General features: G+C 56.4%; 30 protein-coding genes and 6 pseudogenes. 13 read left to right on the top strand and 23 right to left on the bottom strand.

Annotated features, from left to right (window positions below; genetic code table 11):
* Positions 1-115: 115 nt before the first annotated feature.
* Positions 116-1,038, top strand: a pseudogene (locus EA473_RS19570) (transcriptional regulator TrmB).
* A gap of 37 nt (positions 1,039-1,075) precedes the next feature.
* On the opposite strand, the gene EA473_RS19565 reads toward EA473_RS19570, so the two are convergent.
* The 8 genes and pseudogenes from EA473_RS19565 to EA473_RS23125 all read right to left on the bottom strand — a co-directional run bounded on the left by EA473_RS19565 (position 1,076) and on the right by EA473_RS23125 (position 5,971).
* Positions 1,076-1,510, bottom strand: a complete 435-nt coding sequence (locus tag EA473_RS19565) for a PIN domain-containing protein (protein ID WP_124197314.1) — start codon at positions 1,508-1,510, stop codon at positions 1,076-1,078.
* On the bottom strand, positions 1,511-1,762 hold the full coding sequence (locus tag EA473_RS19560) for an AbrB/MazE/SpoVT family DNA-binding domain-containing protein (RefSeq protein ID WP_006432873.1): 252 nt from the start codon (positions 1,760-1,762) through the stop codon (positions 1,511-1,513).
* Positions 1,763-1,853: 91 nt separating this feature from the next.
* Positions 1,854-2,664, bottom strand: a pseudogene (locus EA473_RS19555) (hypothetical protein).
* A 97-nt stretch (positions 2,665-2,761) separates the two neighbouring features.
* Positions 2,762-3,126: pseudogene (locus tag EA473_RS22905) on the bottom strand (DUF955 domain-containing protein); the annotation flags it as partial.
* A 219-nt stretch (positions 3,127-3,345) separates the two neighbouring features.
* Positions 3,346-4,443 (bottom strand): transposase, encoded by a 1,098-nt coding sequence (locus tag EA473_RS19545; RefSeq protein WP_243645321.1) that lies wholly within the window; start codon positions 4,441-4,443, stop codon positions 3,346-3,348.
* A gap of 330 nt (positions 4,444-4,773) precedes the next feature.
* The gene (locus tag EA473_RS19540; protein ID WP_124197313.1) at positions 4,774-5,169 is read right to left on the bottom strand and encodes a hypothetical protein; all 396 of its coding nucleotides are present in this window, start codon (positions 5,167-5,169) and stop codon (positions 4,774-4,776) included.
* Positions 5,166-5,678 carry a winged helix-turn-helix domain-containing protein gene (locus EA473_RS19535; RefSeq protein WP_124197312.1) on the bottom strand — a complete coding sequence of 171 codons (513 nt, stop codon included), beginning with the start codon at positions 5,676-5,678 and terminating at the stop codon, positions 5,166-5,168. The genes EA473_RS19540 and EA473_RS19535 overlap by 4 nt, the downstream gene beginning before the upstream one ends.
* A gap of 161 nt (positions 5,679-5,839) precedes the next feature.
* A complete protein-coding gene (locus EA473_RS23125; protein WP_279387678.1) occupies positions 5,840-5,971 on the bottom strand; it encodes a hypothetical protein in 132 nt (43 codons plus the stop codon).
* Positions 5,972-6,024: 53 nt separating this feature from the next.
* On the opposite strand from EA473_RS23125, the gene EA473_RS19530 reads away from it, so the two are divergent.
* On the top strand, positions 6,025-7,299 hold the full coding sequence (locus tag EA473_RS19530) for an RNA-guided endonuclease InsQ/TnpB family protein (RefSeq protein WP_124197311.1): 1,275 nt from the start codon (positions 6,025-6,027) through the stop codon (positions 7,297-7,299).
* Between the two features lie 32 nt (positions 7,300-7,331).
* On the opposite strand, the gene EA473_RS19525 is transcribed toward EA473_RS19530, so the two are convergent.
* The gene (locus EA473_RS19525) at positions 7,332-8,270 is read right to left on the bottom strand and encodes a transcription initiation factor IIB (protein ID WP_124197310.1); all 939 of its coding nucleotides are present in this window, start codon (positions 8,268-8,270) and stop codon (positions 7,332-7,334) included.
* Between the two features lie 151 nt (positions 8,271-8,421).
* Here EA473_RS19525 and EA473_RS19520 point away from each other — a divergent pair.
* A pseudogene (locus EA473_RS19520) lies at positions 8,422-8,647 on the top strand (IS6 family transposase); the annotation flags it as partial.
* A 74-nt stretch (positions 8,648-8,721) separates the two neighbouring features.
* Here the strand turns inward: EA473_RS19520 and EA473_RS19515 are convergent.
* Positions 8,722-9,321, bottom strand: a complete 600-nt coding sequence (locus EA473_RS19515) for a DUF7437 domain-containing protein (RefSeq protein ID WP_124197309.1) — start codon at positions 9,319-9,321, stop codon at positions 8,722-8,724.
* 44 nt (positions 9,322-9,365) lie between these two features.
* On the opposite strand from EA473_RS19515, the gene EA473_RS23285 reads away from it, so the two are divergent.
* Positions 9,366-9,878 carry an outer membrane protein assembly factor BamB family protein gene (locus EA473_RS23285; RefSeq protein ID WP_165875338.1) on the top strand — a complete coding sequence of 171 codons (513 nt, stop codon included), beginning with the start codon at positions 9,366-9,368 and terminating at the stop codon, positions 9,876-9,878.
* Positions 9,879-9,888: 10 nt separating this feature from the next.
* On the opposite strand, the gene EA473_RS19505 is transcribed toward EA473_RS23285, so the two are convergent.
* The 6 genes and pseudogenes from EA473_RS19505 to EA473_RS23280 form a co-directional block, all read right to left on the bottom strand.
* The gene (locus EA473_RS19505; protein WP_124197308.1) at positions 9,889-10,230 is read right to left on the bottom strand and encodes a type II toxin-antitoxin system PemK/MazF family toxin; all 342 of its coding nucleotides are present in this window, start codon (positions 10,228-10,230) and stop codon (positions 9,889-9,891) included.
* Positions 10,227-10,586 carry a MarR family transcriptional regulator gene (locus EA473_RS19500; protein WP_124197307.1) on the bottom strand — a complete coding sequence of 120 codons (360 nt, stop codon included), beginning with the start codon at positions 10,584-10,586 and terminating at the stop codon, positions 10,227-10,229. The genes EA473_RS19505 and EA473_RS19500 overlap by 4 nt, the downstream gene beginning before the upstream one ends.
* Positions 10,587-10,669: 83 nt before the next feature.
* Entirely contained in the window at positions 10,670-11,005 is a 336-nt protein-coding gene (locus tag EA473_RS19495; protein ID WP_124197306.1) for a DUF7558 family protein, read from the bottom strand.
* The gene (locus tag EA473_RS19490) at positions 11,005-11,295 is read right to left on the bottom strand and encodes a hypothetical protein (protein WP_124197305.1); all 291 of its coding nucleotides are present in this window, start codon (positions 11,293-11,295) and stop codon (positions 11,005-11,007) included. Before EA473_RS19490 ends, EA473_RS19495 begins: the two co-directional genes overlap by 1 nt.
* A gap of 73 nt (positions 11,296-11,368) precedes the next feature.
* A complete protein-coding gene (locus tag EA473_RS19485) occupies positions 11,369-11,914 on the bottom strand; it encodes a hypothetical protein (protein ID WP_124197304.1) in 546 nt (181 codons plus the stop codon).
* 172 nt (positions 11,915-12,086) lie between these two features.
* A pseudogene (locus tag EA473_RS23280) lies at positions 12,087-12,529 on the bottom strand (hypothetical protein).
* 122 nt (positions 12,530-12,651) lie between these two features.
* On the opposite strand from EA473_RS23280, the gene EA473_RS22900 reads away from it, so the two are divergent.
* On the top strand, positions 12,652-12,867 hold the full coding sequence (locus EA473_RS22900) for a hypothetical protein (protein ID WP_124197303.1): 216 nt from the start codon (positions 12,652-12,654) through the stop codon (positions 12,865-12,867).
* Positions 12,868-13,391: 524 nt separating this feature from the next.
* On the opposite strand, the gene EA473_RS19465 is transcribed toward EA473_RS22900, so the two are convergent.
* The 4 genes from EA473_RS19465 to EA473_RS19455 all read right to left on the bottom strand — a co-directional run bounded on the left by EA473_RS19465 (position 13,392) and on the right by EA473_RS19455 (position 14,830).
* Positions 13,392-13,619: a hypothetical protein gene (locus EA473_RS19465; protein WP_124197301.1), complete on the bottom strand. Its 228-nt coding sequence runs from the start codon at positions 13,617-13,619 to the stop codon at positions 13,392-13,394.
* 166 nt (positions 13,620-13,785) lie between these two features.
* Entirely contained in the window at positions 13,786-13,938 is a 153-nt protein-coding gene (locus EA473_RS23420) for a DUF7837 family putative zinc-binding protein (RefSeq protein WP_449289220.1), read from the bottom strand.
* Between the two features lie 215 nt (positions 13,939-14,153).
* Positions 14,154-14,462 carry a hypothetical protein gene (locus EA473_RS19460; protein WP_124197300.1) on the bottom strand — a complete coding sequence of 103 codons (309 nt, stop codon included), beginning with the start codon at positions 14,460-14,462 and terminating at the stop codon, positions 14,154-14,156.
* Between the two features lie 92 nt (positions 14,463-14,554).
* Entirely contained in the window at positions 14,555-14,830 is a 276-nt protein-coding gene (locus EA473_RS19455) for a PadR family transcriptional regulator (RefSeq protein WP_124197299.1), read from the bottom strand.
* 290 nt (positions 14,831-15,120) lie between these two features.
* On the opposite strand from EA473_RS19455, the gene EA473_RS19450 reads away from it, so the two are divergent.
* Positions 15,121-15,435, top strand: a complete 315-nt coding sequence (locus EA473_RS19450) for a HalOD1 output domain-containing protein (RefSeq protein ID WP_165875337.1) — start codon at positions 15,121-15,123, stop codon at positions 15,433-15,435.
* Positions 15,436-15,561: 126 nt separating this feature from the next.
* Positions 15,562-15,840 (top strand): hypothetical protein, encoded by a 279-nt coding sequence (locus EA473_RS19445; RefSeq protein WP_124197298.1) that lies wholly within the window; start codon positions 15,562-15,564, stop codon positions 15,838-15,840.
* Positions 15,841-16,219: 379 nt separating this feature from the next.
* Here the strand turns inward: EA473_RS19445 and EA473_RS19440 are convergent, their stop codons facing one another.
* Positions 16,220-16,492, bottom strand: coding sequence for a DUF7344 domain-containing protein (locus tag EA473_RS19440; RefSeq protein WP_243645320.1), 273 nt, complete (start codon positions 16,490-16,492; stop codon positions 16,220-16,222).
* A gap of 283 nt (positions 16,493-16,775) precedes the next feature.
* The gene (locus EA473_RS19435) at positions 16,776-17,126 is read right to left on the bottom strand and encodes a winged helix-turn-helix domain-containing protein (protein ID WP_124197297.1); all 351 of its coding nucleotides are present in this window, start codon (positions 17,124-17,126) and stop codon (positions 16,776-16,778) included.
* Between the two features lie 260 nt (positions 17,127-17,386).
* Here EA473_RS19435 and EA473_RS22895 point away from each other — a divergent pair.
* Positions 17,387-17,609, top strand: a pseudogene (locus EA473_RS22895) (hypothetical protein).
* Between the two features lie 70 nt (positions 17,610-17,679).
* Here the strand turns inward: EA473_RS22895 and EA473_RS19425 are convergent.
* The gene (locus EA473_RS19425; RefSeq protein ID WP_124197296.1) at positions 17,680-17,958 is read right to left on the bottom strand and encodes a PadR family transcriptional regulator; all 279 of its coding nucleotides are present in this window, start codon (positions 17,956-17,958) and stop codon (positions 17,680-17,682) included.
* Positions 17,959-18,343: 385 nt separating this feature from the next.
* Between EA473_RS19425 and EA473_RS19420 the strand changes: the two genes are divergently transcribed.
* The 5 genes from EA473_RS19420 to EA473_RS19400 all read left to right on the top strand — a co-directional run bounded on the left by EA473_RS19420 (position 18,344) and on the right by EA473_RS19400 (position 23,249).
* Entirely contained in the window at positions 18,344-19,747 is a 1,404-nt protein-coding gene (locus EA473_RS19420) for a DUF1565 domain-containing protein (RefSeq protein WP_124197295.1), read from the top strand.
* 3 nt (positions 19,748-19,750) lie between these two features.
* Positions 19,751-20,671 carry an ABC transporter ATP-binding protein gene (locus EA473_RS19415; RefSeq protein WP_124197294.1) on the top strand — a complete coding sequence of 307 codons (921 nt, stop codon included), beginning with the start codon at positions 19,751-19,753 and terminating at the stop codon, positions 20,669-20,671.
* 1 nt (position 20,672) lies between these two features.
* Positions 20,673-21,584 (top strand): ABC transporter permease, encoded by a 912-nt coding sequence (locus EA473_RS19410; protein ID WP_124197293.1) that lies wholly within the window; start codon positions 20,673-20,675, stop codon positions 21,582-21,584.
* A gap of 262 nt (positions 21,585-21,846) precedes the next feature.
* On the top strand, positions 21,847-22,974 hold the full coding sequence (locus EA473_RS19405) for a ComEC/Rec2 family competence protein (RefSeq protein WP_124197292.1): 1,128 nt from the start codon (positions 21,847-21,849) through the stop codon (positions 22,972-22,974).
* Complete coding sequence (locus EA473_RS19400; protein ID WP_124197291.1) at positions 22,974-23,249, top strand: DUF3006 domain-containing protein; 276 nt, start codon at positions 22,974-22,976, stop codon at positions 23,247-23,249. Before EA473_RS19405 ends, EA473_RS19400 begins: the two co-directional genes overlap by 1 nt.
* Positions 23,250-23,252: the final 3 nt, after the last annotated feature.

Raw genomic sequence — 23,252 nt, 5'->3', positions numbered from 1 at the left:
ACGGACTCTCAACCCATAGTTTTGTTGGTTAAGAAAGTTCGTCGACTCTGTGACCTCGCTCTCTGTAACATCACGGGCAACTCATTTATAAAACAGTTTCGTACTGTGTTACACCGTGCTCCGGCGCATCGAACTCGAGGTCCTCGCCACGGTCGACCGCGGCGACACAATCTCCGAGCTCGCGACGAAGCTCGACCACAGGGAGAGTTACCTCTCTCGTGGCGTCGCCGACCTCGTCGAGAGGGGGCTCGTCTACTCGGAACGCGCGGGCGGCGAAAACGAGTCGTTCCGTCGGATGCTCGCGCCGTCGAACTCTATCAGGACCTCGTCCGCCAGCACTCCCACATCGACTTCCCCGAACTGTTGACCGGCAAGGCACTCGAAGTGCTGTACTACCTCGACCAGCCGCAAACCGTCTCCGAGATCGCCGATCGAAGCGACAACTACCGCAACACAGTTAACCGCGTCCTCAAGCGGTTTCGTGACCGTGGTCTCGTCGGGACGGCCGACAGCCGCTATGACTTCAACGCCGACTTCGACCGCCTCCACGAGTTCGCCCGTGAACTCGCACATCATCTCCATCGCCATCGCCTCGAAGCCGTTGCCCCGAAGGGCACGATTCTCTGGGAGGACTACGACGAATTCCTCGCCCAGGCCGAGACGGAAATCGACGCGGCGGCGTTCCACGAAACCGGCCTTGCTCGGTTCGCGGCGTTTGATCTCCAGTTCCTGCTCACCGGCCACCGCTACTACGTCTACTCCGAGGAACTCGACGCAGTCTCGCCGGCGGAGCTGTGTTGGCACACGCTGCTGATCGACAACGGTAGCCGCTACCGTTCGTACTGTCTCCTCCTGCTCAGCCACGTCGACGTCGACGAGGCGGACCTCCGAGAGCAGGCGGCGAAGTATGGCCTCGAAGACGACATCGACGCTTTGCTCCGCTACCTCGAGACGCACGGAAAGGTCGACGACGACCGGCTCTCGGAGTGGAACGCGTTCCAGGAGCTGGCGGCTGACTACGAGGTGCGACCATTCTGAGACCGAACGTCGTCGCCAGCCGTAGCGTCTGCCAGCGTCAGTTCGGATCGTAGGGATTCGTTGCTGTATCGAGCCGATAGACATCCTCGACAGCGTCAAAATCGTCGTCAAACGCATACAGGTAGCCGAGCCCCTCGGTTTGCATATACGCGACAATACAGGCATCGACGAAGGAGAGGGGTTCGTGTTGGCGAAAGAGGGCCTTCCCTGTCGCGAGGGCGTCGGTGGTGAGTGAGTCGATGTGGAAGCGGGCGTTTTCTTCGATGCGATCGAGGAGATCGACGGCTGCGTCGTGGCCGGCGTGGGTTGTGAGGCCGTTGAGTGTTTCCGCGAGAACGTAGTCGAGGACGACTGCCTCTGGGAGCGTTCCATTGTCGATGCCGTGGAGCACGGGAAGCGCGGCATCGTGGGATCCATCCCGTCGGTATGCGGCTGCAAAGAGGACTGTCGTATCGATGAGTGCACGAGGCATTTACTCAACGTCGACGCCCCAGGCGTCGTGATCGCTCGTGACATCGGTCGGCTCCTCACCAGCGTAGCCGTCGAAGTCGGCGAACGTGCCCGTTTGCTGTTGGATGACTTGGACCCGTATGCTCCCGTCGTCTTCGAGATGCCAACGGAGCTGATCACCATCGTCGATATTGAGTTCACGCCGAATCCGGGCGGGGATGTTTGCCTGGTTTCCAGACACCTTGCTTTCGGCGTCGATTCTGTCGCTGCTCATACCTCACTGTATGTGACCGGCCGTGAAAAGCCTAGTGTGTCGCCACACTACCCTGTAACAGAAGAGCGATTCCGACGAAGCGGATGGTGATCTACCCTGAGGTCGTTAGGGGCCGGCCGTCTGGTCGGGGAACACGGCCCCGTTTGATCTCGTGATCGACGCGACGAAGATGCTTGCAGCCACCCTCGGGTGAGCGCTGCTGCCAGTCGGGACAGGTACACGACTCTTCGATGACGTCGACTTCGTACCTGTTTCCGGACGCGGACTGCACCTCGTAGCGGCCACCTTTCGAGAGGAGCGAGACGTCCATCGCTTCATTGACGGCGCGCTGGGTTCGTGGCTCGAGGTCGTCCTGTGACTGTGGGTCATCGTCGTCTACCAGCCGGTCGCGGACGTCGCCCGTTCGTCCACCGTCCGTGGCGACGGCTTCCGCAGGGCCACTGAGCCGCTCGTGGAGAAGGTCCTCGACCCCGGCCAAAGGTAGTGGACTTCGCGACGATCGCGATGGTCGTAGGACCCGCACGCGGCTGCGCTGCCAGTCCAAACCCGCCAGGCACCAAGCGCGGCCATCACGTCGAAATCGTCCGTGGAACCGTCTGGTGGTCGTCCGGAAAGAACACTCGGAAGCGGGTATACGCTTCTTGTGGCGGGACGGTCTCCCACCAGTCTTCGCTGGAGCCCCAGCTGTCGCACATCGCTTCGTCGCTGCCGTAGCCGACAGTGACGCCGTCTATCGACGTCCAGCCCGTCGGTAGGTGGTCTGCCTGTCCTTCGAGCACTCGGAGGACGGCGTATCGAAGATACTCGTGCGCTTGGTTGTCCGCTGTTCGAGCGACCTGGTCATGCTGCTCGGCAACGTGCTCAGCTTCCTCGAGGACCATCGTGAGATATCGATCAGTCATGATTCGACGGAGGTCAGATTGCACCTCCGCCCCTCGGCGGGCGCTGAAAAACTCACCCAACGAGTCAGAAGGGATCATCTGTTTGTTGGTTAACAGATTAGGGAATGAGCGAGTTTTCGAGGACGTCGATGAGTTCTTCTGCCGTCCGACTGATCCGCCCGAGTCGCTCCCGAACGACCTCGGGATCGTCCGACTCCCACGAAGCTACGTAGAACGCCGACCCACTGGTGTCGAGCCCGCAGTAGCGCCCGACGACGTAGGCTACCGCCTCGGCCTCGACTTCACGTTTCGACCGTTCGGTGTCGTCGTCAACGTCGAAGTGAGCAGGGCGTGCGCATACTCGTGAATCAGCGTCCGGACAAGGTCGGCGTCGTTCTCCCGGGCACGAACCTCGACACGCGGCTGCATATCTACGAGACTGAGCTGTTCGCAAGTGCCCTTCGCTTTACCGTGCGGGGATTCACGTCCGCCCTTCACAGTAGTTGCCGATTCAACGTGGACAGCCGAATCAAACTGGTCGATCAATCGACTTGGATTGCATCGCTCCAACGATCTATGCGACACAGCGAGGAAGGAAGCGAAGAAACGCCGCTGTCGGCGGCGTTTCTGAGCGTTTCCACTCGGTTACGGCGTTCTGACTGATCATCTCGGTCGGACTGATCACCCCCTATCCGTAATCGGTCACAACAACGAATTCCCTGAAGACACGTGTCGAGATTGGTGGTTTCTCCGGGATAGCACCAGCTGAGACAAGCACATTTGCGAGGATCCACAGATTGTACATCGAAATCGCGAACAGGAAGTAGAACAGCCGCACCGAGAACGTCGTCGCCGACGTTCTCGGGAGAAAATCACCGATCTGGCGGTAGGGGTCTCAATACCCCAGCGGCGGCGGAACGCCGCTGCGTACGCTCTCGCCGCCTCAGGCTCAAGGTCGAGATTCGTCACGAACCAGACGTGCTCGTCCTCGGTTGACCGGTGTGGCACAGCAAACACAGTTACTGCAACTGAGGCGGTCGGCTTACGTTTCCGTTGCATGAGATACTCGTCAACGACCGTCTCAGCGCCGGCGCTGAGACGGGCTTTCATCCCCTTACTCGGGCGTGCACGGACAATATAATCGACGCCGAGCGGTTCGAGTTCCGCAACGACGTGAACCTGGTAGAAGCCTCTGTCGAGGTAGACGTGTCTGACCGCGACGCACTCTTGTGCCGTCTCGAGCAGCGAGCGAACGGCTTCGCGCTTTTCGCGAAAGCCGTTCGCCTCCAGTGCCAGCACGTCGAGCGTGAACCGCGTTCCTGGTGCGACGATACAGATCGTCGCAAAACAGTACGTTCGATTGGTTCCCTTATCGGGATAGGTAATCAGGACATGGTCAGTGTCTGCGTCGCCGTAAAACCGCCACTGGTGGAGGTCGATCGCAACATCGACACACTCGGGTAACAGCCGTTGTTTCCGGAGAATCTCGAAGAGATCGTCGCGGACGCCATCGAACTGGTCGTCGATGGCGTCCATCTCCATGTTCCGAAGGTGATAGAGGAGCGATTTAGCGAGTCCGTTGCGAGCCGTCGACGTGACGTCGACGGGCTCGCCGCGATCGAGCTGGCACGTTTTCCCGGCGGTATTGGCAAACTCCTGTTCGAACGCGACACGAGAGAGGACGTTCAGAAAGTCCTCTCTCGTATAGCTCCCACAGGGTTTGATATCGAAATCGAGCGCTGGATACATGACGGTGGAAGCGGCGCGACAGACCTGTTTTGCTTCGGTCGTCTCGAGCATAGCCGCCCTACCAGCAACGGCGCAAATTAGGTTCGGCGTCTACTGTTTAGCGCGGGGAGGATGTCAAGTCCATGTGCGTAGACGGTGTTCCAGCGCGAGCGGGAAAAACTGATCCGTCGATCTCGCTTTCGCTCCAGATCGGAACGTTCTCACTCTGAGAGAAGCCGCGATACTGTTGCAGTGCCGCATCAACACCACTACGGGCGCGACAGGATACCGATACGGCCGTGTCTCAATGGTGAGATCCCTTCTAGACTTTCGCGGTAGTCATCCTTACGGTGGATTTGACGCACTATTCAGCAGATCCCGGTCATCGTCCTCGTACGCTGCTCACCACATCGTATGGACTGCACGAGTGACGAGTGAGACCTCGGTCACGTCGATACAGGACGGTTCGGCTGCCGTCGTGGTGGCCTCGGGAGGAGGATGGAAATGGATTTCGGGTGAGTGTGTATTCGGGTGCCGATCGAATCGCCAATTGACGTTTTCGGTATCGACGTAATGAAACGAATACATCCCCAGTTCGCTCCACTGGATATCGAGTCGCGCAGCGTCGGCGTCTCCAAGACCGTCGCTGAGACTGATCTGCAGTTCCGTGGGTGCGACGACGTCATCGTACGAGGTTGCGTCGATTAACGGCTCAAGCTCGAGCCAGAGGTCACGAATCCGCTGAAGCGCCGGGAGATAGATCGGTCCGAACTCGCCGGCTCGGTCGTCCTCGCTCATACAGCGAGCTGGTGGCTGGCCTCGTCGTAGGCAAGTGCTGCTTGGGCGACGGCGAGATTCTGCCGCGTCGTTCGCCACGCGGTGAGGTCGTCCCAGCCCTCCGTCTCGTCGGCGTCGAGTTGCTGGCTGAGCTCTTCGGGTGACACCACGTCGTAGCGGTCCTCATAGCGCCGGATCTCGGTCTTCATTTCCTTGATGCTGTCGAGCAACTCCGGCCGAGTGACTTCCTCTCGAAGTTCGCGGATCCGGGATATCAACACCCGGTCGCTGTTTCGCTTGTACAGCGTTGTTTGGCCGTCCTGCTCCGTCTCGGCGAAGCCCGTGTTCACGAGCGCCTTGCAGTGTCGACGTGCCGTCGGTTCGCTCACGAGGGCGCGGTCAGCGATCTCGGCTGCCGACTGTCCGTCGTGGGTTTGTTCGACGATTTCGTACACCCGCTCGAACGGCGTGGTATCCTCTTTCCAGTCCGCTTTGACCTGCTCGTTGATGTTATCCCATGTCTCGGTCATACTGGGTGCTACGCACTCCATAAACAAATAATTCCCTGAGAAAACTATCCTTTCAACAGTGCTTGTACAGGAGCATCGTCAGGCTACCTGATTCAAGGAGAGAGTCCCGCTGTTCACGGCGGGCGTGAATTTGACAACTGTCGAACTGCCGCCGACACCGTTCAGTCTAGAGTATCCAAGTCTTTCGCCGCGTGGAGCAACATTCCTTCCCACGTTAGGCCATGTTCCTTCTTAATTCGGTCTAACCGCTCATGCACGTCGTCGTCAACCACCACGTGGATGTTCTTCACCATACAAACATACAAAAAATAAACATACATTAGCCTTCGGGTACAAGGAGAAGTTAATGAAGCGGACCAACACGTTCGATGTGATTCCTCAGTCCGAGAAGGACGAGGAGTTGCTTCAACGCCTGTTGGACGCTTCTGCCGCTCTCTGGAACGAAATCAACTACGAGCGCCGCGAACACTACGCCGACCCAAACGCCGACGTATGGGACATAAGCGAGTATCGCGGGCGGTACGGAGACACGCTCGGAGCTTCGACCGTTCAGCAAATCGAACGGAAGAACCGCGAAGCGTGGCGGTCGTTCTTCGCGCTCAAGAAGAAGGGCGAAGCCAACGGGAAGCCCGGATACTGGGGCAACGAACGCGAAGGACGCGAACTCCGAACGTACATCCGCAACACGTCGTACTCCGTCGAGTGGGGCGAATACTCCCGACTCGAAATTCTCGTCGGCCAAGACCTGAAAGACGAGTACGGTCTGGGACACCGCGAACGTCTCCGGCTCGAAGTCCGGGGCAACCCCAAATGGGAAGAGTACGACAAGCAGGGCCGGTTGGAGTTGTTCTGGGACGAGAACGCACAAACATTCAGGGCCTTTCAGCCAGTCACAATCGGCACTTCTCGGCTGGTACAACCACTGGCGGGCGAAACCGCCGCTCTGGATATTGGTGCGAACAACCTCGTCGCCTGTACGACCACGACCGGCACGCAACTGCTGTACGAAGGGCACGACTTGTTCGAGCGGTTTCGCGAGACGACGCGAGAAATCGCCCGGTTGCAGTCGCTCTTGGACGACGGCCGGTACAGCAGCCACCGGATACGGTCGCTATACCGACGGCGGACACGACGGCGCGACCATGCCCAAGACGCGCTCGCACGCCACCTCATCGAACGGCTGCACGGTGAAGGTGTCTCCACGGTGTACGTCGGCGCGTTAACGGACGTACTCAATACGCATTGGTCGGTCAAGGCGAACGCCAAGACGCACAACTTCTGGGCGTTCCGGCAGTTCATCGACCGACTCGCGTGTACCGCCGAGGAGTACGGTATGACGGTCGAAACTCGGTCGGAAGCGTGGACAAGCCAAGAGTGCCCACAGTGCGGTTCAACCGAGCGGACGACGCGCCACAGCGACACGCTGACGTGTCCGTGCGGCTTCGAGGGGCACGCGGACCTTACGGCAAGCGAGACGTTCCTGAGACGGCAGACGACGGTAGCACGGCCGATGGCACGGCCTGTGCGCCTCAAGTGGAACGACCACGAATGGTCAGAGTCACCACACTCTTGTTCCAACGAGGAGCGCACGAACCCGCAAGTTGCCTCCGTGGGCCGGTAAGCGATACCCCCAGCGTGAGGAAACCCCGGCGTTCACGCCGGGGAGGATGTCATCTGCTCTTCTAACGTGTCTTGATGCGACCGGATGGTCGTTGCAGTGACGCTCGCCGCCGCAGCGACTTCCGACTGCGTCAGCCATCGTCCCTCTTCACGACCCGCCTTATACAGACAGGCGGCTGCGAATCCTGATGGCTTGACACCCGACGCTACTCCTGTCGATTCCGACTGTTCAGCCAACCTTTGAGCTCGCTGTCGGATGTACGCTGGAACATCGAGTTCTGACGCGAGACGGGGGATGAATTCGCTAGGGCGAACAGGCTGGGTCGGCAGTCCGAGTTCTGTATTCAACGTCTTATAGGCATTCGTGACTCTTGATTGTTCAACGCGTGCCGCGTCGACGACGTCGTCGAGTAACCGCGAGTGGCCGTTACAGCGACAGGCTCCGTAGATGCTTGCTGCAGCTATCGCCTCGATCGATCGACCTCGTAGCAGGTCTTCGGTTTGAGCGCTCCGGAACAGTTGACACGCCTGGTCACGAACCGAATCTGAGAGCTCGAGGACGCTCGCGATTCTTCGAACTTCACCCAAGCCGTGTGCGAGGTTTCGCTCGGCTTTCGACTGGAAGCGACCACGAGTCTGTTCACGCCGCATTCGGGATAGCTGCTGGCGCTTTCGTCCGGAGAGTTCGTTCCCGTTCGCATCTTTGCAGCGACCGATCTCGGTCGAAAGCCCTCGGTCATGGCGTGTCGCAGTCAGTGGAGAGCCCGTCCGCTTTCGTTGGTCTTGATCGTGAGTTCTCCATTCAGGGCCATGGTCGATTCGTTGTTCGTCAATAACGAGCCCACAGTCCTCGCAGACTGTTTCGACCGCGTTCGTAGTGACATGCCCGTCACATTCGGGACATTGGTTAGCATTCGACTTTGCCTGAACGTCTTCATCGAACCCAGTTTCGTAGATGTCTCTAGTTGCCATCGTTCTCACCGAATTACGGGGAGCTCGCCTCAACACCAAGCCCCTCACCCATTGAGGGGCAGATAAACATCGACGCCTTGGAAGTTTCTCCAACTAGGCACTGTCTAGATGAGAGTTTGAGGAACGAGCAGGTGGTGGCGAGAAGTGGCCAATGCAACTCGCCAACCTGCTCAGAGAGACTTTAGATATGGACTGTGATGAGGTTTGGGAGAACGGGCGCACCCCGACACCGATCAGGTGTTCGGGTGCGACTGCATTCGATGGGATTGTCGGTCCGAGAGGTCATCTCAGTCTTCGAATCATTCGGTATTGACCGTTCTAACGGCGCAATTTGGAGGTGGACGCACAAACTCTCAGAGGCGCAGCGCGACCCGCCGAACAACTTGGTACCGGCTATTCGACGGCTGCCCCATCGCGACGAACAGACCGGTGTCGGCGATGTAGAGCGCGCTCACGCGTCGTCAATCGTGTCGCCGTCGTCGATGTCCAGTTTGTCGAGCCCCGCCCCAGCTTCCTCGATGTCGTAGTGCTCGTGGACGACGGGGCGGAGCGCCTGCAGAATCATCTCCGCAGCCAGCGGCGAGATATCGAGATCCTCCGCCATCAGCCGGTGGGTCACCTCACCGCGTTCGCGGGCGACCGCGTAGGTGAGCGCGGTCGCGAGGCCGGCGACGCCGTGGCGGTCGATGTAGGTGTCGATGTCGGCGTTCGTCTCGCGGCGGCCGACGGAGTCGATGAGCGCCGGCGTGATCGTGTACTCGCGGTCGTCCGCCGCCGTCGTCACGGTCAGATCGATCTCCCGGGCGGTGTATCGGCGCGGCTGTTCGTCGTCGGTAACGTTGACGACGCCGGCGTCGACGAGCCGGTTGACGTAGCTGTAGGCGGTCCCCTGAGCAAGCTCGAGGTCCTTTATCGCGTTCTGGACGGTCACCTCCCCCTCTCGGGCGAGATACGAGTACAGCTGGGCGAGCTGTGGCTCCTCGAGGAGGTTTGCGACCGAGAGGAAGTCGCGGACGATGTCGCCGTCGGCGCGGTTTGTGGTGCGTGACACGATTCGCCCCTGATTACAGTTTATAGCGAATCAGTAAAGAGTATTTGGGGTCACTCCGCCGGCGTCGCGACAACCACGCGTCTAAGAGGTGGATAGCCCAAAGGGGAACTCCCCGAGAAAGTGCGCCAGTCTACTGCCGTCGCGGACGATCGTGTGATCATCCGGCAGGGGGAGGCCTCGTCGCCGTCGACCCAACAGGCACTGAGCAATGGGTCGAGGACAAGATTGAGGTTGCGACCGAACCGGTTCTCGTTGACGGGAAGGTCCTCCTTGGTGATGGCAGGACCGTTCGAGCGATGGCAGCGGCTAATGGGACCGAGCGGTGGTCGTTTGAAACTCGCGAGCGGAACTTTGGTGGCGTCCTTCTGGGTGAGATCGATGCCGCATCGACGGTCGTGAACGGCGTCGTTCTCGTGGCGACGAACGCTGGTGATGTGTACGCACTCGGGAGCGAATGGGCCATGGTAAGAGGGAACGCCTCGAGATGGCCGAATTGCTGGGAAGCAAATACCGGTAGTCGAGGTGTCCTCTGCTCTCGGTGTCGCTATTGGCGGTAGCCAAGTCCGTTCAGGCGGAGATGTAGCCGATCAACTGGCTCGACACATCTTCGGTGCGGTCGTCGACGAGAGAGGTCAGGTAGTGTTCTACGTCTGCAGCACTGTTGAGGGTCGCGAGCGACCACGGGAGGACGTGGCTTTGTTCGCCGAGTGGGTCGCCCTCGTAGTCGTCGTCCCGAAGTGGGAGTGATTCTTCGTGATAGGTCTTCGTGGAGAGCAGGACTGTGATGAGCTGGGTACCGTGGTTCGGGAGTTGAGGGGTTCCCAGAACGAGCATCGGGCGCCCCTTCTCCGAGAGTGGGTCAGTCCCCCAAACGATGTCGCCGCGTTCCAGTTCCTCGAACGCAGTCACTGTACTTGCTCCATCTCGTCGGTCTGGAGCTCCTCAAGACGTTCCTCACCGTACTGTTCGTCTGCAGTCTCGTGGTGTCGATGAAGTCGGTAGACAGATTGGAGCCGTTCCTCGTCGTCCGTGATCGCCCAGTACGGGCGCTTGTGTCGCACGAGCCCACGTTCCTTCAGTCGGGAGAGGATAGCACTGACAGCGTCCGTATCCAGCCCGAGTCGCTCGGCGATCGTCGCCGCCTTCCACGCACGGTCGTCGTGCTCGTCGAGGAACAGCACGATCCGCTCGGTGTCATTCCGCTCCTCAAATTCGTCGGCGTCGGCGTTTTCGAACTCATCGATATCGATGGTACCGCTCGACATAGACTGGTGTTGGAACTGTTGGAATATAGCTGTTTGGCATGTTTGTTACTTGGGTTGGATAGGTTCCGTACTGAGAGATGGAGTCACTCCACTGGCGTTGCGACGAGGTGCTCCTCGAGGTCACGCGTCCAGTACGTCGCGACCCCGCCCGGACTACAACAGGCGCACAACTGCAACGGACCTTCCAGATGCCCCAGTTCGACCCGGAATCGGGTGAGCGCCGCGAGCGTGTCGACGATCAGTCCACAGCCGTCACGGGCGACGTGATCGCGCTCGTCGGGATCCGGCTCCGTCTGGATGGCACAGTCGACGCAGATCGGGTGGGTGACCCGCTCGTCCTGTCCCGAGGTGTGCGCCTCGCCAGTCTCGGTACCGGGCGGGGCGTCGCAGAACGCGCAGCCGACGAGGGTCTGTTGCATCACTCGCCCTCCGCGTCGGCGTCGCGGCCGGCCGTCCAGCCCCGATGGAAGACGGCCAGCTGCGTCGATGAGTCGAACGCGGCGCCGCTCGGTTCGTGAACCAGAACGTGGTCCTCGGGAACTGGAGTGACGACGTCCGCGTCGATGAGCTCGTTGACCAGGTTCTGAGCCGTCGTGTCGTCGACGTCTGCCGTGTCGACGCCGGCAACGTCGCGGTCCTGAGCGAGCAGTTCAGTCTCGAAATGTTCGTAGTCGGCACTCGTGTCGTCGTGAGGATCTGGATCAGTCATGGTGAGTCACGCCGCGCCCGCTGTCGTGCGCCGCACGCTTCCTGGCGCCGACAAACAGTCAGGGCGGACAGCGTCAGTCAGGCCTGGGGTCGCGATAGCCGATGACGGCGACGTCGTCGATGAACAGAACGCCCTTCATGAAGTCGAGCTTGGTCAGGCTGTGCTGGTAGAGGTTATGCCGGCCGAGATAGTTCACCGGCACCACCAGACAGCCGAACTCGATCTTCGGCTGCCCGTCCTTCTGGGTGCGGTACCCCTTCTGGAACTTGAGGAGGTCATCGCTGACGTTCTTCCGCTCACTCTTCTCGACCTCGATGGCGATGCGGGTGTCGGCGTCGTAGAGGTCGACGCTGTAGTTAAACCCCTGATGCGACCAGAGCTTGCAGTTCGGGTTGTAGCCGCCGGCGGCGTCCCCCTCGTACTCGTACTGCGAGAGGCCGTCGGCGATCGCGGCATCAAATCCACCGACCTCCGTGTGTTTCGTCGAGCCGTCGAAGACGCTGGTCGGGACGGCTTCGACGGCCGATTGAATCGACGCCAGTGCGTCGTCCGGAAACGCCTCGGACGAGATCTGGTTGCGGCGCTCGCTCAATCGGCTGATTTGCTCGACGACTACCATACTCGCTCTCGAGGAGTAGCGGCCCCATAAAACCCGTCGCGACGGCCATACGAGCCGACCGGCAGCCAGGACACACTCACTCGAGGGCCGGGTGGCGGCGGCGGTCGAGAGAGTATTCTGCTCCAGAATTAACCAACACTGTGCCGCTATCTGTCCGAAACGTTGGTTAAGACTAACCGCTATGGAGTCTGGAGTTCGCAAGTTCCACCGCGAACGTGTCTGGCTCGATAGCTGCCGCCTCACGTGGGCGCTCCGCCGGCGTCAAGGGCGACCGCGTGAGCTGGGTGATGAGCTCGTCACGAACAGTTCGTCGAGGGACAGTAGTCTCGTGCCAGCCTAACGGTCGTCGAAGTGCCGCTTCTGGAACTGTTCGCCGACGTCGTCGACGGCGACGTAATGCGTGCGCGTCGAATGCCTGACCTGCCGTGAGCCAAATACGGCACCAACGGCCTCGTGCGTGAGTTCGACGAGGGTATACTCTACGAGTGTGACGACTGACGCCTGATCCCGATCAGTCGAAACTGTTACCTCGAGATTCGCCCGCGGGGCCTCACCGTCAGGGTTGGCTGCTGCTCAATGCTCTGACCGTGTCTCGCTGGTCCGTTCCGAAGCCATAGTTGAAGCGCGCACGTGCGGCTCCCCTCGCCCCCTCGTGGGCGATAGATGCGTGGTATCTTTCCGACTCTCCCTCCCCAGCTTACTGAGATTTATATGGGATACCGAGGCCAATCTCGGTGATGTCCGCTACCAGCCACCAGAAACGCGACGACCTACTCACTGCGCTCGCACTCACCGAACTATCCGTTCACTACGAGCAAGCCAACCCAGAACTTGCGAACAGAGCTTGGCAGTTGGCGGCTGATCGTCTTATCGAGTATGACATACAACCGTCCGAGATCGCTGCCGAACTCGAGATTGGCGAGTCACTTCCCCCCGGTGAATGGCATCGCTGAGTACGTTGACCTAGACCCAATCCTCGCGATACTCAACATCGATCCGAGCATACGCATCTACAGTGGCACGGAGTTCAGTGAGTGAACTGTTAAGCGTCGGTGGATCGGGCAGTTGCTCGTCAACCGTTCTGAGTGTGCGTTCGGTCTCGAGGAGTGCTCCGTGCAGTTCGTCGCTGGGAGGTTGGCCGCTATCCACGGCGCTGCGTTCTGGACAGTTCCCTTGATTACCGTACTCGGAGTCAGGAACCGAATCGTCGACACCAAGTGCGCGATCCGATCCGGGAACGTCGTGTGGATCAGAATCACCTGGCGCCATCGCTCAAGCACCTCGATGTCAGGATTTATACCGGCTGGACCAGCGACCGCAGATGCACTCCGGCAAGCGTATCATCGCTAACTAATAGTCTACTCACGATTCTTGTAGCGCCGTGTTTTGCTGCACCCTACCGATGAATATATCCTCGATATTCATCGGGACATAGTGATTTATACCAATCCCCCAACATTTGGGTTTGGAAGGAGAGTTAGGTTTCCGGGTGGTCGTAGCGGTGGAACTGATACTTGCCTGTCCGCATTACCCAGTACCGTCCATTAAACTCGAGAAGATCGTCGTTGCCTTCCGCATTTGAAAGGAGATTCGGGATACCTGTGTCGGTGATGTCGCGATCATGTGCCAGGTCCGTGATCTCCTCGACGGTAGCTCCCGGGTTCTCCGCTACAATATCCAGAATCCGGTCGTATTCTGATGGCATGTGTTAGGAGATCCGGTGCTGGACGATCGCGTCTGATTCGCATGCTGGACAGGTTTCAGCATCGCTATCGACAGTGGTTCCGCAGCGCCGGCACTCGTAGACAACCTCTGTCTGGGTTATCTGGGCCAGCAACCGGTTCATCTCTTCAAATAGCATGGGACAGCGGTTATTGTGGAGTCACGACGTCTCGGCACTCGGGACACTCGGCGTATACTGCCGGTCCCGAGTCTGTTTCGTATTCAAGAATCACGTCGGTTCTCGTGATCTCAGCGTGGCAAAATGGGCAGGTACCGAGAGAGGGTGGATTCGTCGTGGACATGAGTTACTGCAAGTGGGTGAAAGGGGGAGCGCGTGTGACTGCGACTGGGTGTGGTGTGTCTGCCTCCTCTACAGTCAGTATCCAACCTAGAACAGTATATAAGCGACCCAACCACAGTGAAACTGAAACTACTGATGTCAGAGCTTAGGTTCCACATCTCTAGCACATCCCGAGCTAGCCGCCGCCAGTAGCTCCGTCGAGCGACCGAAAACACATCAGGTTCCGTCTCGGGCGGGTGCGCCGTAATCGATGTGGACCCCTGGTGTGCTCGGTGAGTCTGGTGCTGGTACGCCGTTCCAGTCACCGACCTGGACGTTTGCCATCTGACCGGAAAATCGGAACCGCATTACTCCGATATCGACCGCGCCCTCTGCAGCGTGGTCTGTGACGACCGTGGCTTCCTCGAGTGGATCAGCACCAATCAGTTCAATCTTGCCCTCGACGGTGATTTCGTAGTTCGAAGGGACGCCTCTGCCGACGATAGTAATGAGATGTGGCAGAGTGTCGGTAGTCTCAGCGGACATACTCCGATGACGCTATTCAGCCAGTATAAGCCTTCTCTTTGATACAACCGACGGTGCCAGTGAACGTCCGCTGTGTCCGAATGCACGTCGACTTACATATTGACGTATTGGTGCTCCCACTCCTGTCGGTCCTGGATTGCGTCCTTCCCGGCATCGGTGATGGCGTAGTAGTTCGTCCGGCGATCGAGTTGCCCCTTCTCGACTAACTCCTTGTTGACGAGCGTATCCAAGTTCGGATACAGGCGACCGTGATTGATCTCACTCTCATAGTACCTTTCAACCTCACCCTTTACTTCTTGACCTGACGGTTGCTCAATCCCAGCGATGACATAAAGCAGGTCACGTTGGAAGCCGGTCAAATCATCCATAGCCGGATCACCATGAACTGAGTAATTGTAATCATCAGGATGATCGACTTTTAGGACGTATCTACATGTGCAGGTGGTTTTTAACCCAATTTTAAAATATAAATATTCGTTTGAAAATGAGTCCAGATCTGGATACGGAATTTCACAACGAGATAGCCGTTTTTTCGGATCGTGTTACGCGACACTTCAAATGCAACCCAAAGTGACGTAGTCGCAAACAGGATAAACGATCATGATGGATCTAATATGCTTGGATAAAGATTTTATAATAGGCTCCGGAATACCGGATAATGTCACAGAGTCACACGGAGATCAAGGAAACTGACTGTGCAACTACGGCGAACGTTCTCACCGCCGCGGAATGGGGAGACGACGATGAGAACACGCCAGTCTACGCGGTTGTCTCGGCGGTTGCAAAGGTTGAAGATACTGATCCCGTTGACCTGCCACCGCTCTACAACGCAATCGATTCCGAGGCGTTGAACAACCTCTTTACGTCACGATCTGAATCCACTGTAGAACAACTTACGTTCCAGTATGCAGGCTACACTATCGTGGTCAGTGGGAGCGGCGAAGTTCACGTCAAATCCGACTCCGAAGCCTAATTTCACCGGTTTCATAGTACCAACGTAATAACGCGGCTCCTGCCGTTCAATGCCCACTCTCTTTCAATTATGGAGTACAATTAAGCGGAACGGTCTTGAATACGATAGATACAGGTTAATTGAAGCATGTCTCTGGTCGACGACCCGCGTCCGCCGCTTCCCGAGTGGATTACAGACGCATATGCTGTGCTTTTGACTCACATCACCGATTTAGAGGCCAGTAACAGGGACGACCAGGTTCCGGCGATCAGCCGTGACCAAGCAGTCGAGTTGCTCTCTGCATCTGAGACAGCGGGCCTTGAACGAGCGGACGCTGCACATGCAATTGCGCGACTGATTGATCGCGGATACCTCTACCAAGTTGATACTGAGCTTCGGGTGACGACGTCCGCTGAGGAGCGGTAACTAGTTCCTCCTTGACGAATTCGCGAGTTTTCTGACTGGAGTAAAGCTACACGGATGACGACCATTATCGTGGTGGCGCTTCGCTTACGATCACAGTGTATGCGTTAACAGTAGTCGAGTCACCGAATCCGCTCACCATGAAATCGGCGAAGAATCGGACAGATGATTTTCATGACCAAGTTCGCTGGTGTCACGTGAAAGGGTCACCACGCTGGGATCAGGGTGGAGTGGATGGATGAATCGGGCAACGGTCCCGGCCCGAATTTGGATCAGGGCGTTGAATTCCACCGTGTATTCTACCGACCCAGATAGTGAGCAAATAGGTATATTACCCGACAGGAACGGCGAGTTTTACGATGTGATCGACTTCTAGTCATCGTCAATCTTCTGCCGGCTGTTCGATCACGCGGGCGATAGAGGTGATAACGTTGAACGATGGGGGTGGGCCCTGTACTTCGACGAGACCAGAGTCGGGCTTATACTTGATGTACTCAACTTCGGTTGCTTTCGGAAGGTGGTTGTGCTCGAGTTCGATCTGTATGTGTTGTTCGGACGCATCGGTCGGTGCGGAATCGTCCCAGTCGGCGACCACGTCGGCGAGTTCATCGACGGCCACAGGCCGGTTCTGTTCTTTGAGGTAGTTACAGGGCATATCGGCGTCGCTCGTCGCTGAGCAAGTCGAACACCATGTCTAACGAGGCCATTAGCGGGAGAGACGCATAGGGTGGATATAATTGGCTCGCTGCCGGGTGCCGTCCGATCACGAGTCTCGGTTGGGAGGAGAGAAACGCCACTTGACAGAATGACCTGGATCTCTTAGTAAGAGAGTGTCCTGAACTGACCGATCACTGCCTTTTAAACTTCTCTAAACGTCGTGGCACATTCACGCTCTGTCTGCAGTACGGTTCACCTTGTGAGGGCTTCCATAGAGTCGCTCAGATGTCTTCAGTCCCGTCTTCTCCGCGAGCGAAACTCGCCTGAGGATTATCGGTCTTTTCGTCGGTAGTGGTGTTGGGTCCCTTGATTAGTTCCTCGAAGTTGTCCACTTGATCGTACTGATCCTGATAGAGAAGTACCACCTTCCCGTCAGACGTAATTTCATACAATCCGGATCGTTTGGACGGGCCGATCTTCTGAACGAGGCCGTAGTCTTCAAGCATCGGCAATCGTGTGTTGATGTTCTTGCGAGTCTTCCCCGTGTGAGAGGCTAAATTCGTCGCAACGTTCCGACCTTTGTCTTCAAGTTCCTCAAGGATAAGAAAGTCTGTTGGTTGACGGAGTTTCATGCTTAGTACCTCTCCTTACGAAAAGATAATTCTAGAGAAACTAAGGTCTTCCGGCTAACATGTCTGATACGACCTATGCTCTATATCTTGTATGGGTTTGGCCAGTTTCCGAATTGTCGTCAGAAACGGTTCTGTGGATAGAGAGAGAGTATTTTCCGGTAAAGCAGTGGTCCGCTACCACGGGAGCCTCCGGTACACACTATACATGCGTACTGACCATCAGAAGGAAAACTCATCTTGTTTTATGATGGATATCTAACATAAGTCAGAACATCATAGAGCGGAATTTCGTTGTGAGGTTCTCCTTGGCTTAGATGGGACCATGACGATGGCATTTGTCGGGGAACGGCTTGCTACAGTCCTGTTAGGATACGGTGTGCCATACGGAGAATGGACTGGTGTCGCTATCGGAGCAATCGCTGTCTTCATCGCATTTCGGCGGTGTGCACTCGCTTCGATTCAATCTACGGAGATAGACTGTAACTCTTCCTTGTTCAATTTTCGGTTTGTACATCCTGGCTGTTATACAGGGTTAAGTGTCAAAAGGATATTTTCAGTCGAGATCAACGTACTGATTTTCCCACTTCCGTCGAGCTTCGATCTCGCGAGTACCACGGCGCGTCTCTGAGTAGAAGTTCGTCCGGCGGTCTTCTTGCCCTTTCTCAACAAGGCCTTTGTCCACGAGCGTGTCGAGATTAGGATACAGCCGCCCGTGATGAATTTCCTTTTCGTAGTACTCTTCAAGTTCTTCCTTGATTGCGAGGCCGTGTGGGTCATCTTGACCGGCAATTACATACAGCAAGTCGCGCTGGAAGCCAGTGAGGTCGTACATACCCGATAATACATGTGTCATCGGATAAGTATACTCATTGCAAGTGAGTTCATTTAGTTCAAGCTCTACGGTACCTACGTGTGCGTACTGACCGCTGAGATTCATGCCATTACTCGTACGTCTTTCGAGAGCGGGGCAAAATGAAGAGCGCGAATGCAGCACGTACCTGGGATTTAAAACTAATTTAACGGTAATAAATACGACATATCTAAATTTTTATATTTGTGGCATGGCTTAATAGCGGAGTCAACACCCTTTACTTTCACTTTAATATGACTGGAAACGGACAATCGCAGTATACATTAACTCTCCAGGGATACGTCGCAAGGCCCGTCTACGGGATACTATTATATGTTTAGAATTTATTTGCGTCATACATGTGCTTATGACTGATGGAACCGTCCGCCGCCGTTCCGTTCTTGCTGGACTCTGTGGTGGGACTCTTGTCGCAGGAACTTCTACGGCAAAGGCAGCGAATGCCAAAGGATCTACTCGATTGAGCGCAGGAGAAGAACTCCGGGCTGAAAGTACCGTCATCGTTGATTCAGCAGGATCCGATGGGAATCCGGGAACTGTGGACGAGCCGATTGAGACGATCGGTGAAGCGGTCGAACGAGTCCAACCTGGAGAAACGATCTACGTCACTCCCGGTGAGTATCGAGAGTTAGTTGTCATAGAGCAGAGTGGCACTCCAGAAAACCCGATCGAGTTGACGGGACCACCTGAAGCGGTGCTTCGGTGGAATCCGGACACACAAGCTCCAGCCGCGCTCGTGATCCTTGGCGATCATGTTCATGTGACTGGCCTCACAATTGACGGGCTTGCAGATCCGGATCATCCAGAAGATCCCGATGCATACGGTGACGGTCCCTTGGTTCATCTTACGGGTAGCGGCTTCGAACTCGAAGACTACGTAGAAGGTGCAGTCATCGCACCTCATGGAGTAGGGAACTCTGGACGACAGCTCGTGAATCTGAACTTCGTGAAGGATGCCGAGATAGGCCCATTCAGAGTGACGGGACGAGCCGGTGCCAAGTGGCAACTGACCGACGAAGAGAACCACAACGGCGAGATCGTCTATATCGGAACGGCCAGAACAAATATCGAGCAAATAGATGATTTCGATGGCTGGGATCGAACGCAAAACATTCACGTTCACCACATTGACAACTCCGCTGGCCATTCGCACTCGCAGCTTGTTGATGTGAAAGCAGGGGCGGAGGATGTGACGATCGAGTACTGCACAGACGGTGGGGGCTCACAGAACGATCAGGACTGGGCCGTCTCGGCCGTGAAGCTTTCAGGCTACAGTTGTACCTTGCGGTGGTGTCTCATTCAGGACGGGGACGGAAACGGGGTCAACGTTGGGACAGAGATTTCTGAGGATTCACCCAATGACAAGATTGCTGAACGAGTCGGCACCGAGAATGCAATCTACGGGAACGAAATCAGTGGCTTTGAGGACGGATGGGGACTTGCGTTTTTCCCGGGGTCGGATGCCGGGCAGGGCCCCGAGCACCAGGCGATCCTCTGTGGCAACAGTATCGAGGGACGAACCGCTGGCGATCCGGAGACCGAATGTCCTGAGGATGTCCCTGTCGGAGAGGGTGTCGGGCACACAGGTGGAGATCCTGAAGCGAGTCGGGCTGCCATCTCCAATTTCGAACTATCGGAGGTGGAATCAGCTGATCAGTCATCATCCGCAGACTCACTGCTCTATGCTGCTACCGCGCTCGCCACAGGGTCACTGTTCGTTCCCTATGCACTACGCAGATTCAGGAGGCGATAAGAGATGGCCGCGATCGAAGCGACGAACTTGACCAAACACTACGGCGACATCAAGGCGGTCCGTGGTATCGACTTGACGGTGGAGGAGGGAAGTATTCACGGATTTGTCGGTCCGAATGGAGCGGGTAAATCAACGACCATGGGAATGCTTGTCGGCGTTGTTACCCCAACAGTTGGTGAGGCGACGATTGGGGGAGAGCCTGTGGGATCGCACGCCGCTCTCGAACAACTCGGCTATGCGCCGCAAAAGCCAGTGTTCTATGAGTCGATGACGGCACGATCGTACCTTCAGTATATCGGGAAAGTAGCTGGACTGGACGGTAATCTCTCTGGACGCGTTGATGAACTGTTGGTCTGGCTTGACCTCGCGGATGCTGCTGATCAACCGATCAATGGTTATAGCGGTGGCATGAAGCGTCGCCTCGGTCTCGCACAGGCGATGGTGCATGATCCCGACTTACTCATTCTCGATGAGCCGACGGCTGAACTTGATCCACAGGGACGGGCATCGATCATCAAGACGCTACGGAACCTCACCGATCAAGGAAAAACGGTCTTCGTGAGCAGTCATGTTCTGGCCGAACTCGAACAGTTTATCGAAAGAGTGACCATCATTAACGACGGGCAGGTCGTCATGTCTGGTCCGCTGTCAGAAATCACTGCAGGACTCTTGGAAACGTATACTGTCAAATCCACGAACGACCAACAACTTCAGGATTTATTGAATAACTGCTCGTCAGTCGAGAGCGTTGAAGTTAATAATGAGGCAGGTCTGACGGTCTTCGTTGAGGATCAAGATGCATTCCCCATCGATCTTACGACAATCGCAGGCGACGCTGGAATCGGTCTTCGATCCGTGTCCCGAGAAGACGGGTTAGAAACCGCATTTCTTGAGATGATCAATCAAGAAACGGGGGAGACGTGAGATGGGTGTCATCGCCGTCTATCGCAAAACATTTGCCGATCTTTCGAACCCGAAATTGTTACTGGCCTATTTCATCCCGTTTCTCGGCGTCTCGATTTTCCTCGCGCTTGGAATCGCACCGACATTGGAAGGTGAAGCAATCGGCCACACGGTGGCTCAACAGGAAGCATGGCTCCACGAGAACTTTATTCTCATGTCGATCTTTTTGGGAGTTGCTATCCCACTCTTGGCACTCTGTGCGGTATTCTGTGGACTCACGCTCGGTACGGAATGCGAACGGGGGTCTCTGCGAATCCTTCTCAGTAAACCGGTCAAACGATGGGAAGTGCTCCTGGGCACCTTCCTCGGCATTGTCAGCTTTGCGCTGATCGTCGCGCTGGCAAACCTTCTGCTGACCGCAGTAATGCTCATTCAATTCGCCGACATTCGTGCGTCAGCGATTCCTGGGAGTGTCTTTGTGCTTCTGCCCGGAACAATGATGTTTGCCTTGCTCGGAGCGTCGGTTGTTACTGCGGTCGGTCTCGCGCTCGCAGTGGTTACCAAGGATCGTTTGCAGACCACGCTCGGCGCGCTGGTTATCCCTGTGCTCTATTTCATATACATTCCTGTGCGGATTTTCGCTTGGGACACCTACGAAACGTACCACCTGTATCTGTTCGACGTGAGTCACCACTTCGGGCACGCGTTCGTTGTTATCCATCGAACGATTGGCACCGCGATTCCGAGCGAATCACGGGAGCCGTTACAGTTGTGGACTGGAATTTACAGGTTTCCTGACGAATCGAACGGTTCCCCAGGGTCATTGGAAGTTACTGGTTTTGTTCCGATGGAAATATCTGTTCTTTTGTTGTTGGTAATTCTGGTAGGCTCATTTACCGTGGCAATACGCCAATTTAGTCTGATGGATGTATAAATCAAATCCATATAAGCACATTTTACTCATTATTTATCTGTAGTATATTAAGTGGAACAAATGAGAATGTTTGTACAGGATGTCTCCTCTATATACAGCGGATGGTTTTAACATATTCGGGATAGATCGATTGTGGCTTCGGTAACTGCTTCACCTGTACTTACCGTGAATGTCACGCCCCACTCCGAATAATCCAATCTCACCACTATTGACTGATAAAGAATCCCGAACGATCATGTGATAGCAGTCGAATCACACACTAATGAAACGACTTCTCTTGGTCGTTCTTGTCGCAGCGATGCTCGCTCTTGCGGGCTGTGCTGACGGAACTGGGACAGGGACCGATGATCCGACAGTCGACGCAGATGACGACCTCGAGGAGACCGATCCAGACGCTACTGACGACGATTCAGAAACCGATGAAGCGAAACCTGATTCAGACGAATCCGACGATGCCGAAACGAACGACTCTGACTCGGGTGATGATCCCAATATCGACGGCGAACTCGAGATTCACCACATAGATGTCGGCCAGGCTGATGCCACGCTCCTAATCGAACCATCCGGTGAGACGATGCTCATCGACTCCGGCGACTGGCGGCAGGGTGGCTCCGAGGTGATCGCGTACCTCGAGGACCAGAATGTCAATCGGATCGATCATCTCGTCGCAACCCACGGTCACGCTGACCACATTGGTGGCCACGATGCAATCATCGAACACTACGAAACCGAACGTAACGGTATCGGCGCAGCCTATGACTCTGGTGTTGCACACACGAGTCAGACGTACGAGCGATATCTCGACGCGATTGACGAACACAACGTTGAACTATTGATCGTCGAAGAGGGAGATCACATCGAGTTCGGAGATGCAAACGTCGATGTTCTCAACCCACCGACGGGTGACTCGGGTTCAGACCTTCACTACAACAGCGTAACACTCGCGATCGAATTTGGTGAGTTCTCTTATCTTACGACCGGCGATGTGGAAGCTGATGCAGAACAACGGATGGTCGACGAACACGATGACAGCCTCGAGGCAGACGCGTATCAAGCAGGACATCATGGTTCGTCGACGTCCTCGACAACGCCGTTCATGAATGAAGTCACACCAGCGATAGCGATTATCTCGAGTGCATACGACTCCCAGTACGGGCATCCACACGACGAAGTTCTCGAGGACTACGCTGATCGGGGAATCGAGACCTACTGGACTGCCGTCCACGGCGACGTCGTGCTCACCACCGACGGGACCGATGTTGAACTCGAGACAGAACACGAGTTCTCGACTGAGGCCGCGGATCTTCTCGAAGAGAAACCAGCTGATGACGACACACAAGCGTCGGTCACCCACCTGATTGACGTGGCTCCAGCACCACTAGACGGCTAATGACTGAGACCTACATTGCGACGGTCGATCGGATCGTTGACGGACAAACAGCGGTGCTCTTACTCGAGGACGACGACGAAACTGTCGACCAGTTCGACGTCGACGTAACGAGACTACCGGCGGAAGGGCAACACGAGAGGGCAGTTCTCGAGATCACTGTCGAAGCAAGCGAGCTCTGCGAAGCCGAATACCTTCCTGAAATCACACAGTCTCGCAAGGAGTCTGCACAGGAGCGCCTCAATCGTCTCTCGACGGAATTGTCCGAGAGAGACTGAGTC

It is taken from the genome of Natrarchaeobius chitinivorans, assembly GCF_003841505.1.
GTDB classification, from domain to species: Archaea; Halobacteriota; Halobacteria; order Halobacteriales; family Natrialbaceae; genus Natrarchaeobius; species Natrarchaeobius chitinivorans.
The sequence above is the reverse complement of the archived record's forward strand: the minus strand, read 5'-3'. Positions and strand labels throughout refer to the sequence as shown.

Bases quoted from the DNA above. Each gene is read 5' to 3' on its own strand.
- EA473_RS19435 (WP_124197297.1), bottom strand. From the start codon at position 17,126: ATGAAACTCCGTCAACCAACAGACTTTCTTATCCTTGAGGAACTTGAA.
- EA473_RS23125 (WP_279387678.1), bottom strand. From the start codon at position 5,971: ATGGTGAAGAACATCCACGTGGTGGTTGACGACGACGTGCATGAGCGG.
- EA473_RS19545 (WP_243645321.1), bottom strand. From the start codon at position 4,443: ATGCTCGAGACGACCGAAGCAAAACAGGTCTGTCGCGCCGCTTCCACC.
- EA473_RS19465 (WP_124197301.1), bottom strand. From the start codon at position 13,619: ATGCCATCAGAATACGACCGGATTCTGGATATTGTAGCGGAGAACCCG.
- EA473_RS22900 (WP_124197303.1), top strand. From the start codon at position 12,652: ATGTCCGCTACCAGCCACCAGAAACGCGACGACCTACTCACTGCGCTC.
- EA473_RS19445 (WP_124197298.1), top strand. From the start codon at position 15,562: ATGTCTCTGGTCGACGACCCGCGTCCGCCGCTTCCCGAGTGGATTACA.
- EA473_RS19415 (WP_124197294.1), top strand. From the start codon at position 19,751: ATGGCCGCGATCGAAGCGACGAACTTGACCAAACACTACGGCGACATC.
- EA473_RS19440 (WP_243645320.1), bottom strand. From the start codon at position 16,492: ATGCCCTGTAACTACCTCAAAGAACAGAACCGGCCTGTGGCCGTCGAT.
- EA473_RS19485 (WP_124197304.1), bottom strand. From the start codon at position 11,914: ATGGTAGTCGTCGAGCAAATCAGCCGATTGAGCGAGCGCCGCAACCAG.
- EA473_RS19410 (WP_124197293.1), top strand. From the start codon at position 20,673: ATGGGTGTCATCGCCGTCTATCGCAAAACATTTGCCGATCTTTCGAAC.
- EA473_RS19420 (WP_124197295.1), top strand. From the start codon at position 18,344: ATGACTGATGGAACCGTCCGCCGCCGTTCCGTTCTTGCTGGACTCTGT.
- EA473_RS19405 (WP_124197292.1), top strand. From the start codon at position 21,847: ATGAAACGACTTCTCTTGGTCGTTCTTGTCGCAGCGATGCTCGCTCTT.
- EA473_RS19460 (WP_124197300.1), bottom strand. From the start codon at position 14,462: ATGTCCGCTGAGACTACCGACACTCTGCCACATCTCATTACTATCGTC.
- EA473_RS19455 (WP_124197299.1), bottom strand. From the start codon at position 14,830: ATGGATGATTTGACCGGCTTCCAACGTGACCTGCTTTATGTCATCGCT.
- EA473_RS23420 (WP_449289220.1), bottom strand. From the start codon at position 13,938: ATGTCCACGACGAATCCACCCTCTCTCGGTACCTGCCCATTTTGCCAC.
- EA473_RS19535 (WP_124197312.1), bottom strand. From the start codon at position 5,678: ATGACCGAGACATGGGATAACATCAACGAGCAGGTCAAAGCGGACTGG.
- EA473_RS19450 (WP_165875337.1), top strand. From the start codon at position 15,121: ATGTCACAGAGTCACACGGAGATCAAGGAAACTGACTGTGCAACTACG.
- EA473_RS19565 (WP_124197314.1), bottom strand. From the start codon at position 1,510: ATGCCTCGTGCACTCATCGATACGACAGTCCTCTTTGCAGCCGCATAC.
- EA473_RS19490 (WP_124197305.1), bottom strand. From the start codon at position 11,295: ATGACTGATCCAGATCCTCACGACGACACGAGTGCCGACTACGAACAT.
- EA473_RS19495 (WP_124197306.1), bottom strand. From the start codon at position 11,005: ATGCAACAGACCCTCGTCGGCTGCGCGTTCTGCGACGCCCCGCCCGGT.
- EA473_RS19500 (WP_124197307.1), bottom strand. From the start codon at position 10,586: ATGTCGAGCGGTACCATCGATATCGATGAGTTCGAAAACGCCGACGCC.
- EA473_RS19540 (WP_124197313.1), bottom strand. From the start codon at position 5,169: ATGAGCGAGGACGACCGAGCCGGCGAGTTCGGACCGATCTATCTCCCG.
- EA473_RS19530 (WP_124197311.1), top strand. From the start codon at position 6,025: ATGAAGCGGACCAACACGTTCGATGTGATTCCTCAGTCCGAGAAGGAC.
- EA473_RS19525 (WP_124197310.1), bottom strand. From the start codon at position 8,270: ATGGCAACTAGAGACATCTACGAAACTGGGTTCGATGAAGACGTTCAG.
- EA473_RS19560 (WP_006432873.1), bottom strand. From the start codon at position 1,762: ATGAGCAGCGACAGAATCGACGCCGAAAGCAAGGTGTCTGGAAACCAG.
- EA473_RS19400 (WP_124197291.1), top strand. From the start codon at position 22,974: ATGACTGAGACCTACATTGCGACGGTCGATCGGATCGTTGACGGACAA.
- EA473_RS19425 (WP_124197296.1), bottom strand. From the start codon at position 17,958: ATGTACGACCTCACTGGCTTCCAGCGCGACTTGCTGTATGTAATTGCC.